Raw genomic sequence first — 10,840 nt, 5'->3', positions numbered from 1 at the left:
CGCGCGCGGTGCCGACACTGCAAAACGTCCCGATGAATGCGAGTGTCGCAAAAGCGCTGCAGATGAATCCACTACGAGACATTGGCCGCTTCCGAGGCTCCCATGGCTAGTCCAGTGAAAGATAGGTAGTTACGACGGCATTTGAAGAAGTCGACCTGGGCCAACGCAGAGGCGGACCCAAGCCAGCACCCGTCCCGCAGACCGACGTGTCGTTCATACCGTACCTCCTGTCACATCGGGAACTCCCTGCGCTGCTAGCTGTTTACGCAGCGGAGGAGATGCCGATGCCCTCACAGAAATCCCAGAAGTGGTCGAAAGCCGTTCTCGTGGAGATCGAGTTTGAAGAGGAGTTTGCGGTTCTTCAGGTCGACAACACCCGCGAGGCCGCGGAATGCCTTATGGAGCTTTGGCCCACGTTGGATGGTGTCGCGTTCCACCGTGCCCTGGTTGTTTGTGCAACTGCCCTGGAGGGCGGCGCTGACGATCGCGGCGCTCGTGAAGCCTTCAGGGCAGCGGCGGAAGAAGCCGATATCCTCGTCCCGATCCATTGATCTACTGAGGAGCGAGGCGAATGGACCCGAGGTACTGGACCAAAAGCGTAGAGTTGGAGTTGGGAGGCCTAGCGCAGGTTGAAATTGTGCGGAGCACGCATCAGGCGGCCACCGCCCTTTCGCATTGGCCGCGTAGCAACAGGGCGCGGCCTACAAAGAAGCCAAGCGAGTCTGCCGGGCTGTTCTGAAACATGAAGCGCCTTCACAAATCGCCCGCGATGCCTTCATTCGCGCTGCTGAGGAAGCGGGAATCCTCATACGGAAGAAGTGAGAATGCGAGGATGAGTTTTGATCCGGCGCTCATTCTAACTACTAAAAAGACCGGGGCGAACCCGACCTTCCGAAAGCGGCGCCTCACCCATTTGGGGTGGGCAGGAAGGAGACGGGCCGTCCATGAGAGTTCTGCCGCCGGCTCGATCAGCTGCGAAACAAAAAGACACCGGGGACGTTGAGCTCTCACGAAGTTCAAGTTCGGGAGTCAGTTGCATGGGCACCAGCGACGATTTGGTCACAGAGTCGGCGAAGGTTCTATTCGAGGGCAACGAGCAACTTGAGATCGTCGATCGAAGCGACGGGGTGCGGTTTGTCGATCTCGTTACCGAGGCCAGATATGCCGACGGCATTGTCCATCTCTCCTTCGGCTGCAGCATCTACGAATACGACAATCCTGGGATCGCCGAGGTCTCGACACGGGTGAGGATGTCTATCCTTGGCGCCCAAAACCTGCGGGCCTTGCTTGATGACTGCATTACAGAGGCTTTGCAGCCAGTTATCGAAAAGAGGACTGGGAGATAAGCCCGGTTAAGCCGCAGGAACTCTGGATTCAACGGCTGATGCGCTTCCTGGGCCTCCGTGAGGCGCCCGGCCTGTAAAGTCGCGCCGGATACGCCCCGCCTGGCCGTCGAGCGATTAGCATGCGGTCTACGTTTCAGCAGCCGGAACGCCGTGTGTATCACGGCAGGAGCATCGCCTTGATAACGATCGGACTGTGCTGGCCCTGGGAGTAGACGCGGATGACTGCCCTGCGCATCGCTTCACCTTCTGCCGCGTATTGCGGGTGAGGATCGCCGGCATAGGACGCGCCTGTGTGAATGCTGTCGTACTTTTTTCACCGGCACCGGCAGTTCCCTTCGGTTGTCGCCGGTCAACAGGATGCGCGCCTGGCCGAGAGGAGAGAGATGGGCTAAAAGTTCGGGCGGTACATTGAGACTCTTGTTTCGCCGTTCAGCCGCCGCGTGCCGTGTCCGAGCCACAGGAATACCTTTCATGTTAATTCGTCCTTCCACACCCATCGATATGCCAGCCCTTCGCGAACTGTTCCTGCAATCGCGACAGGCGGCGTTCAATTGGGAGCTGGCATCGGCGCGTACGCTTCTTGATTTTGACAGCGAGACCGAGGGTGAACGGCAGATGGTGGCTCTCGATGGTAAGCGCTTGATCGGATTTATTTCGATTTGGGAGGCTGACGACTTCATTCATCATCTACACGTTCATCCGCAGTTCTTGCGCCGAGGCATCGGACGGGCGCTCCTCCATGCGCTGCCGGGCTGGTACACCAAACCTTATCGGTTGAAGTGTGTCTCCCTCAATAATGCTGCTCTAGCGTTCTACCGTAACAATGGCTTTAGACCCGTCGGAAGCGGTGTGGCAGACAATTACGAATATGTGCTGCTTGAATCTGGCGGCGGTGATAACATAGTAACTTCTCGTGCGCGGATACAAAAACAGGGAGGAGTTGAGTCGCTCAGGGAAAGTGGCGCTTGATCACGTGCGTCTGGTCAAAGGGTCGTCATGACTACCAACGGGCCACCGCGTCTATTCCGGCCAGCTTGCTCTGGTCGAAGCAATGGCGGGGCTGGCTGCGGCTCTTGTGGCCTCCGGTCATCGGCCGGCGAACACCGCACGCAGATATTGCGTCGCCTGATCGACGGCACCCCGCACCGCGGGCGTGCTCGCGATCGGGTTGAGCAGCATGAAGTCGTGGATCGTGCCATTGTAGCGGACCGACGTGACCGGAACGCCAGCCGCTGCCAGCTTCCGGCCATACGCCTCGCCCTCGTCGCGCAGCACATCGTTCTCGTCGACCAACAGCAGCGTCTGCGGCAGGCCCGTGAGCTGCGCCGAACTGGCGTTGATCGGAGAGACATGAATGTCGGCGCGCTTGGAGGCTTCGGGCAGATATTGATCCCAGAACCATTCCATCCCTTTTCGGGTCAGCCACGGCCCCTCGGCAAACTCCTTGTAGGAGCCGGTCGACGTCGAGGCGTCAGTGACCGGATAGAAGAGAAGCTGTGCCTTCACGTCAGGGCCGTTGCGCTCTTTGGCGAGAAATGCGACCGCGGCCGTCATGTTACCGCCAACACTATCGCCTGCGATCGCAATTCGGCTGGCATCTGCGCCGAACTCGTCGGGATGCTCGGCTACGTACTTAAGCACTGCATAACTTTCTTCGACCGCGACAGGATAGCGGCTTTCGGGCGAGCGATCATAGTCCACGAACACCACGACTGCGTTTGCTCCAATGGTCAGCTCGCGGACCAGCCGATCATGCGTCTCGCGGTCGCCCAGCACCCAGCCGCCGCCGTGGGTGTAGATCACCACCGGCAGCGGGCCTTTGGCGTTCTCCGGCCGATAGATCCGGATGTCGGTGCGCCCCTTGGGGCCGACATTGAGGACACGATCCTCGCTGCTCGCGGACACGAGCTTTACCGACACCGACTTCTGGGCGTCGGCGAGAACGTTACGAGCCGTCTCGGGTGAGAGCGTGTAGATCGGCGTTGCGCCGGCAAGGCTGTCGATGAAGGCTTGTGTGGTAGGCTCGAGCTGACTCATGAGGTTCCTCCGGTGTTATCCGACTGTCCTCAGCCCTTCGCGAAGCGCCTAAATCGTCTTGCAAATGGTGCAGGTGATGCACCAATGTTTTATTCGGTGCGGCGCACGCGAAACATCGGGCACACTGCCGCGCAACCGAGCCCGGCTATCATTTCGCGGCGTGCAAGTTGCATGCGCCCCCTTCAGTACGAGGCCTACCCAGTGAACTATAGCACGTCGCGCGTACCTGCGGTATTCACGTTCGCGAAGGCGGTCACGCGCGCCTCCGTCGTGCAAGCGGCGCGCCTGGCCTAAGGCTTCATACGAACAATGATCGGATATTATCTGATCTCACGTACGGTGACTCATTTCCTTTCCAGAAAATCGCGGATGGTGGCGACTGTGGCCGCGGGCTGTTCCTCCATCAGCCAATGGCCGGAGTTGGGAATCACCACGCCGGTCACATTCGTGGCAACGAAACGGATGTCGTCGGCCATCGCGGTGTTGAACGACTTTTCAGCACCGATCGCGAGAACCGGCATGGCCAACTTCCCGGTTTTGGAAAGCAGCGCCTTGTTATCCGCAGCATCCTGGGTAAAGGCGCCGAACTGCTCGAATGCATCATGCATCCCTCGCGGCCGCGCATAGAGTTCGGCGTAGTGGTTGCGGGTCGCCTCATCGATCGCGGCGGGATTGGCGGAAAGTTCGTTGTAGAAGCGGTCCAGATAGATGCGCTCACGCCCCGCGACCAGCCGTTCGACGTCCGGGCCGCGGAAGTTGAAGTGCCACAGGCGCGGATCACGTATGATATTGTCCCAGTCGCCGATGCCAGGCAGCGGGGCATCCATGACGACCCAGCGCGTCACGCGATCTGGATACTGTGCGGCGAAGGCGTAGCCGACCATATTCCCGATATCATGGGTAACGAGATCGGCCTTTTCGATCTTCAGGTAATCGAGCACGCCGGCAATGTCCACACCCTGGTTCTTCTTGGTGTAACCTGCGTCCGGATGCGCCGAGAGGCCCATGCCGCGCAGGTCAGGAACGATAACCGTGTGGTCCTTTGCCAGCACGGCCGCCAGCGGCGCCCACATGTCACCGGTGTCGCCGAAGCCATGCAGCATGAGGACAGCCGGCCCCTGGCCGCCGATACGGACGTGAAGGCTCGTGCCATTGGTCGCGATCTGGTCGGAGTGGAATTCGGCCGGGAACGGATCGACACCACCATACGATACCGAAGCCGCCAGGCTGAGGGCCAAGGCGAGACAGAGAGCATACATGTAGGCGGAAACACGCTGGATCATTGCTCGGCGCGCATTGCTCAAGGTGTTCGGATCTGCCCGCAAATCGTTCATCGCAGTTCCTTTCGCCTCGTGCGGGTCAGTTGCCCTGCTTCGCCAATGCGGTTCCGATCGGCAGTTTGCGCAGCCGCGTGCCGGTGGCGGCAAAGACTGCATTGGCGATCGCCGGGACGACCAATGAGGTTCCGGCCTCGCCCAATCCCCCGGGCGGCTCCTCGCTTTTGACAACATGCACTTCAACAGCCGGGACTTCGTTCATTCGAAGCATCTGGTAGGTGTCGAAATTGGCCTGCTCGACGCGTCCATTCTTCAATGTGATTTCGCCATACAGCGCCGCTGTCGTGCCGAATATGATCCCGCCTTGCACCTGCGCCTGCACGGTGTCGGGATTGACCGCGGTGCCGGTGTCAACGGCGCAGACCGCCCGATGAACACGAACCGCGCCGTCCTCCGACACCTCGACGTCGGCGACCAGCGCGAGGTAGCTGCCGAACACGGATTGCAGCGCAACCCCCCGCCCTCTTCCCGTCGGCATTGCCTGTCCCCATCCCGCCTTTTCTGTTGCGAGGTCGAGGACCGCCTTCGCGCGCAGCGATTTGGGGAGAAGAGCCCTGCGAAAGGCCACCGGGTCCTGCTTTGCTGCAGCCGCCATTTCATCGATAAAGCTCTCGGTGACGAAGACGTTGTGCGAGGGACCAACGCTGCGCCAGAAGGCCGTCGGGATGCCCGGCGGTTCCACGCGCACACATTCAACATGGAAGTTCGGCAGATCATAGGCCAGATTTATAGCGCCTTCCGTCGAGTCGGGGTCGAGGCCGTCATGGAACCCGGGGGGTAGCCAACGCGCGATGACCGAGGAACCGGCAAAGCGGTTGGACCAGGCAACTGGCCTGCCCTCCCCATCCAGTCCCGCGGAAATTCGATCGAACCAGTAAGGTCGGTACATGTCGTGCTGGATATCTTCCTCGCGGGTCCACACCACCTTCACGGGGCCGTCGACATGCCTGGCGATCTCGACGGCGCGGAGAGCGCCATCAGCCTCCAGCCGACGGCCAAAGCCGCCGCCGATCAGATGGTTGTGGACGATGACCTTGTCCTGCGGCAAGCCCAAGGCCTGGGCGGTCATCGCCTGGACACGAGCCACGGCCTGGCTACCGATCCAGATCTCGCATTCCTCCTTGCGAAAATGCACCGTGCAGTTCATCGGTTCGAGCGCGGCGTGCGCCAGAAAGGGCACCTCGTAACTGGCTTCGAGCCTTGTCACGGCGCTCGCCATCGCCATTTCGACATCGCCGATGTTCTGCGCCACCGCGCCGGAGCCGAGCGTCGCCACTTCGAGCTCACGGGCGATCTTTTCGGTGTCGAGCGCGGCGTTAGGGCCGTCATCCCATTCGATTTTGAGCGCTTCCAGGCCTTTCTTCGCGGCGCCCATGTGATCGGCGACGACGGCAACCGCGTCGTCGAGCCGGACGATCTTGTGCACGCCTTTGACGGCCATCGCCGCCGCATCGTCGACGCTCTTCACGCGGCCGCCGAAGGCCGGCGACTGCGCAAGGGTTGCAATCTTCACACCCGCCGGGCGGGCGTCTATCCCATAGACCGCCGTCCCGTTGACCTTGGCAGCCGCATCCAATCGTTTGGCCGAGGTGCCGATAAGCTTGAAATCTTGGGGTGACTTGAGCGACACGCTTTCCGGAATCGGCACCTTTGATGCCTCAGCGGTCAGGTCACCGTAGCTGGCGCGCTGGCCAGTCGGCTCATGGATCACCTCGCCGTTTTGCGCGCGGCAAGCCGCCGGATCAACGCCCCAGCGCTGGGCCGCAGCCGCGACCAGCATCATCCTCGCAGTCGCCCCGGCCTCCCGCAGGGGCTTCCATGCCCCTCGCATCGCATTGGAATTGCCGGTCGCCTGCACTCCCAGCAACGGATTGGCGTAGAGCTTTTCGTTCGGCGGGGCATGCTCCAGACGAACCTGCGCCAAGTTCACTTCCAGCTCTTCAGCGATCAGCATTGGGATCGCGGTATAGGTGCCCTGCCCCATCTCGACATAGGGCATGGTCATGACGACTTCGCCATCGCGGCCGATACGAATAAACGCATTCGGCGTGAAGTCGGCCGGATCAGCGGCCTCGCTCCGGCCGAACGGTAGAGCGAGACCCAGTATCAGCCCGCCGCCGGCGGCGGCGCTGGTCACGAGGAAGTTGCGACGGGAAAGATGGAAGCCGGGGGATGGGATGTGAGCGGGGGACATGGTCAGCCTCCTTGATTGCCGGCTTGCGCGGCGAGCTTGATCGCCTCGCGTATGCGGACATAGGTCCCGCAACGGCAGATATTGCCGCTCATCGCGTCGTCGATGTCGGCATCGGTCGGATGTGGATTGCTCTCAAGAAGTGCCGCCGCCGACATGATCTGACCGGACTGGCAATAGCCGCATTGCACGACCTGATGATCGAGCCAGGCTTTCTGGATTGCCGCCCCGGCCGGGGTCGCGCCGATGGCTTCGATGGTGGTCACCTTCGACTGGCCGATGCTGTCGATCGTCGTGATGCAGGATCTGGTCGCCACGCCGTCGATATGTACGGTGCACGCGCCGCACAGCGCCATTCCACAACCGAACTTGGTGCCGGTCATGCCAATCACATCGCGCAGGACCCATAGCAATGGCGTGTCGTCGTCGACATCGACGCTGTGCGGCTTCCCGTTGATTTCGATGGTGAAGGCCATGATGCTTCCCTTTCCATGACGGGTGGTCCCGAGGATCGCCCGATGATGTCCTTGCCCTCCGCCGATGGGGCGGCCTAAGAAAACAGGGCAGCCGCTCATCGCGACTGTGGCTGGCCGGTCTGCTCCTGGAACATGTACGCGGCGTACCAGGTGGGCCAGTCCTCGTCACGGTGACCGAGTTCCTTCTCGAATGCGCCGTGTGCGGCCTCCGTACGGCGGAGCGCACCAGCGAGATCTGCCGCCGAGGTAAACGTCGTGGCGCCCGCGTCGACGCGTCCGGGCAGGCGTTCCGTGACCTCCTGGAGCAGCCAGCCGTTGCCATCCGGATCGCTGAATGTAGCGTAGGAGCGGTAGCTGCGCCGCTGCGGATCTCGCCCGCTGATCGGCGGCTGTCCCGGCCCTTCACGGTGGGAGATCTCGCTCACCTCGGCCCCGCGATCGATGAGTTCGGCGCGCGCGGCCTCGATGTCCGACACGACGAGAAAGGCCCCGCTTGCCGTGCCGGGCGCGGCCGACGTGATCCCCTTGCCGAAGTGGATCGAGCTCGGTGAACCTGGAGGCGTGAACTGCACGACGCGGAAGCCGTCGCCGACAGCGAAGTCCGCGTCGAGCCGCCAACCGAGGCCGCCGTAGAACCGCTTGGCGCGATCGACGTCGGAAACAGGGATAACGACGACCTCGAGCTTCAAGTCGACCGTCGGCGCTCTGTCGATGCTGGGTGCTGCTGTCATGGTTTTCTCCTTGGCTGGACGGGCGACGCACGCCGTCTGCTTTGTTGACCGGCTAACGCAGCGACTCGAATGCGGCTCTGAGTTCCTGTGTGAGGACCTCCGGCTGCTCCCACGCTGCAAAGTGCCCGCCCTTGTTGAGCCGGTTGTAATAAATGAGCTTGGGAAACGCCTTCTCGGCCCATGATCGCGGTGCCTGGTAGAGCTCGTCTGGAAAGGCACTGACGGCAACCGGGATTGCAACGCCCTTTGGAGCAAAGAAGGCGAGCTTGTTTTCCCAATAGAGGCGCGCCGAGGAAACGCCCGTGTTTGTCAGCCAGTAGACTGTAACATTGTCGAGTACGTCGTCTCGCGTGAGGCCTTCGCTCTGACCGTCGAATACGCGTGCTATAAGAGCGTAGCTGCGGTCATCGTGGTCGAGCATCCAGCCGGCCAGTCCGATCGGCGAGTCATCGATACCGTACAGCGTCTGCGGACGCTTGCTCATCTCCAGGGCGTAGGAGAGCCCATTCTTGTAGAAGAAGTCGAGCTGGTCATAGGCTTGACGCTCGTCGGGCGACAGCCCGGACGGCGGCGGGCCGCCGGCGTTGAGCGCCTTTTGGATCTCGTCCGGCACGGTTGCCGGCATGTTTGTATGAATGCCGATGAGTTCGGGTGGTGCCAACAACGCCATCTGCTCCGTTACCGCGTCACCCCAATCGCCGCCCTGCGCGACATATCTGTCATAGCCCAGGCGCTTCATCAGAACCGTCCAGGCACGAGCGATCCGCACCGGATCCCAACCGAGATCGGCAGGCTTCCCCGAAAATCCATGGCCGGGCAGTGATGGTATGACGACGTCGAAAGCGTCTGCCTCGGTGCCGCCATGAGCCGTGGGGTTCGTCAGGGGATCGATGATCTTCATCTGCTCGACAATCGAGCCGGGCCATCCATGCGTGACGATCACCGGCATGGCGTTGTTGTGCTTTGAACGCACGTGAATGAAATGAATGTCGACCCCGTCAATGTTTGTGACGAACTGCGGCAAGACATTGAGCCTCGTTTCGAATTTGCGCCAGTCGTAGCCCGTCGACCAGTAATCTGCGAGCTTCTGCATCGTGGCGAGCTGGACGCCCTGGGTTCTGTCGTCCACCAGCTCCCGGTCCGGCCATTTGGTTGCGGCGACGCGCTGCTTCAGGTCGGCAAGGGCCTCGTCCGTTGCATGGAACTGGAACGGACGTATGGACTCGTCGACGGCCGGCTTGGTTTCGGTCGCACCGGCTGCGGAACCCTGCGCGACGATTTGGGGGCTCGGAGCGGGCGACGTGGTTTCGCCGTGCGCGGCGACCGCCGCAAGAAGACCAGTCGCTCCAACCAATGCGGAAGCCGCAAGGTGATAGCGCTTGCCCATCAGGGAATGGAGTCTGGACATGATCATTCTCCTTTTCTGTATGGGGGGCGACCGGAAGCCGCTGTTGTGGCTCCGCGATGTGAAAGGTGCGGACGGCATGAGCTACCCCATTGACTTCGAGCAACAACATTAAGACCAAGCCGCCATGTCTCAAATGCCATATATACGGCATTTTCAGTCACAGCAGGCTCACGCCAACGCGAAGATCACTTCGGCATCCCCTCGGTGGGGAGTGCCGTACCGTGCGCCGGCCGCCCGTCCGATCGCTCTGAAATCAGATACGATCGACGTCGACGACGGCCTGGGCAAAGGCCTGTGGCGCTTCCTGCGGCAGATTGTGGCCGATCCCGCCGGTGATCAGCCGATGTTCATATTTGCCCGAAAACTTCTTGGCGTAAGCAGCGGGCTCAGGATGTGGCGCGCCGTTGGCATCGCCCTCAAGCGTGATCGTCGGCACGCCGATGGGCGGGAATTTGGCGAGCCTCTCCTCCAGATCATCGTACTTCCGCTCGCCCTCCGCAAGGCTGATCCGCCATCGGTAGTTGTGAATCGTGATGGCGACGTGATCCGGGTTCACTAAAGCCGCCGCGCTGCGGTTGAAGGTGACGTCGTCGAAATTCCATTGCGGCGATGCGAGCTGCCAGATGAGTCTCGCAAACTCATTCCGGTATTGCTGGTAGCCGGCACGCCCGCGGTCCGTAGCGAAGTAGAACTGATACCACCAGGCAAGCTCGGCTTTCGGCGGCAAGGGCTTCTTGTTGGCTGCGCGGCTGCCGATCAAATAGCCGCTTACCGAAACCATGGCCTTGCAGCGCTCCGGCCACAGGGCGGCGATGATGTTGGCGGTTCGCGCTCCCCAATCGCAGCCCGCAATGATCGCCTTTTCGATCCCAAGCGCATCCATCAGACCGATGATGTCGGCGGCTATCGCCGACTGCTGGCCATTGCGCGGCGTGTCGGGCGACAGGAAGCGCGTGGTGCCGTAGCCACGCAGATATGGAACGATCACCCGGTAGCCGGCCGCGGCCAGCAACGGCGCCACATCGACATAGGTGTGGATGTCATAGGGCCAGCCATGCAGAAGAATCACCACAGGCGCACCGCTCGCGCCGAGCTCGGCATAGCCGACATTCAGGACGCCTGCATCGATCTGCCTGAGCGAGCCGAAAGTTGTGTCCGTCCTGGGCGCGGTCGCCGGAATGTTGGGGGCTGATTGCGCCTGACCGACACGCGTCATGCCGAGCTGCGCGCCAGCAACCGCCAACGCCATTCCCATGAAGTGCCGCCGCGGCTGGTTGATTTCCTCTGTCATTGATTTCTCTCCCGACTATTTGA

At 61.5% G+C, this 10,840-nt stretch carries 12 protein-coding genes; 5 read left to right on the top strand and 7 right to left on the bottom strand.

The window, feature by feature from the left end:
• The first annotated feature begins 284 nt into the window (after positions 1-284).
• The 5 genes from J2Y48_RS23525 to J2Y48_RS23515 all read left to right on the top strand — a co-directional run bounded on the left by J2Y48_RS23525 (position 285) and on the right by J2Y48_RS23515 (position 2,315).
• A complete protein-coding gene (locus tag J2Y48_RS23525) occupies positions 285-551 on the top strand; it encodes a DUF982 domain-containing protein (RefSeq protein ID WP_310423446.1) in 267 nt (88 codons plus the stop codon).
• A 20-nt stretch (positions 552-571) separates the two neighbouring features.
• Positions 572-739 carry a DUF982 domain-containing protein gene (locus J2Y48_RS25475; RefSeq protein ID WP_405030298.1) on the top strand — a complete coding sequence of 56 codons (168 nt, stop codon included), beginning with the start codon at positions 572-574 and terminating at the stop codon, positions 737-739.
• Positions 736-822 carry a DUF982 domain-containing protein gene (locus tag J2Y48_RS25470; protein ID WP_405030301.1) on the top strand — a complete coding sequence of 29 codons (87 nt, stop codon included), beginning with the start codon at positions 736-738 and terminating at the stop codon, positions 820-822. The genes J2Y48_RS25475 and J2Y48_RS25470 overlap by 4 nt, the downstream gene beginning before the upstream one ends.
• Positions 823-1,037: 215 nt before the next feature.
• Complete coding sequence (locus J2Y48_RS23520) at positions 1,038-1,346, top strand: hypothetical protein (RefSeq protein ID WP_310423442.1); 309 nt, start codon at positions 1,038-1,040, stop codon at positions 1,344-1,346.
• Positions 1,347-1,817: 471 nt separating this feature from the next.
• A complete protein-coding gene (locus tag J2Y48_RS23515; RefSeq protein ID WP_310423438.1) occupies positions 1,818-2,315 on the top strand; it encodes a GNAT family N-acetyltransferase in 498 nt (165 codons plus the stop codon).
• Positions 2,316-2,432: 117 nt separating this feature from the next.
• On the opposite strand, the gene J2Y48_RS23510 is transcribed toward J2Y48_RS23515, so the two are convergent.
• From J2Y48_RS23510 to J2Y48_RS23480, 7 genes are all read right to left on the bottom strand, one after another.
• Positions 2,433-3,383, bottom strand: coding sequence for an alpha/beta hydrolase (locus tag J2Y48_RS23510; protein ID WP_310423434.1), 951 nt, complete (start codon positions 3,381-3,383; stop codon positions 2,433-2,435).
• Positions 3,384-3,727: 344 nt separating this feature from the next.
• Positions 3,728-4,642, bottom strand: a complete 915-nt coding sequence (locus J2Y48_RS23505; protein WP_310423460.1) for an alpha/beta hydrolase — start codon at positions 4,640-4,642, stop codon at positions 3,728-3,730.
• 100 nt (positions 4,643-4,742) lie between these two features.
• Positions 4,743-6,914, bottom strand: a complete 2,172-nt coding sequence (locus tag J2Y48_RS23500; protein WP_310423430.1) for a xanthine dehydrogenase family protein molybdopterin-binding subunit — start codon at positions 6,912-6,914, stop codon at positions 4,743-4,745.
• A 2-nt stretch (positions 6,915-6,916) separates the two neighbouring features.
• Entirely contained in the window at positions 6,917-7,387 is a 471-nt protein-coding gene (locus J2Y48_RS23495) for a 2Fe-2S iron-sulfur cluster-binding protein (protein WP_310423427.1), read from the bottom strand.
• Between the two features lie 95 nt (positions 7,388-7,482).
• Positions 7,483-8,118 carry a VOC family protein gene (locus J2Y48_RS23490; protein WP_310423425.1) on the bottom strand — a complete coding sequence of 212 codons (636 nt, stop codon included), beginning with the start codon at positions 8,116-8,118 and terminating at the stop codon, positions 7,483-7,485.
• A 52-nt stretch (positions 8,119-8,170) separates the two neighbouring features.
• Positions 8,171-9,526: an epoxide hydrolase gene (locus J2Y48_RS23485; RefSeq protein WP_310423422.1), complete on the bottom strand. Its 1,356-nt coding sequence runs from the start codon at positions 9,524-9,526 to the stop codon at positions 8,171-8,173.
• Between the two features lie 253 nt (positions 9,527-9,779).
• Positions 9,780-10,817, bottom strand: coding sequence for an alpha/beta hydrolase (locus J2Y48_RS23480; RefSeq protein ID WP_310423420.1), 1,038 nt, complete (start codon positions 10,815-10,817; stop codon positions 9,780-9,782).
• Between the last annotated feature and the right edge of the window lie 23 nt (positions 10,818-10,840).

The organism is Mycoplana sp. BE70 (genome assembly GCF_031455855.1).
GTDB lineage: Bacteria > Pseudomonadota > Alphaproteobacteria > Rhizobiales > Rhizobiaceae > Mycoplana.
This window is presented reverse-complemented; position numbering and strand designations above follow the sequence as displayed.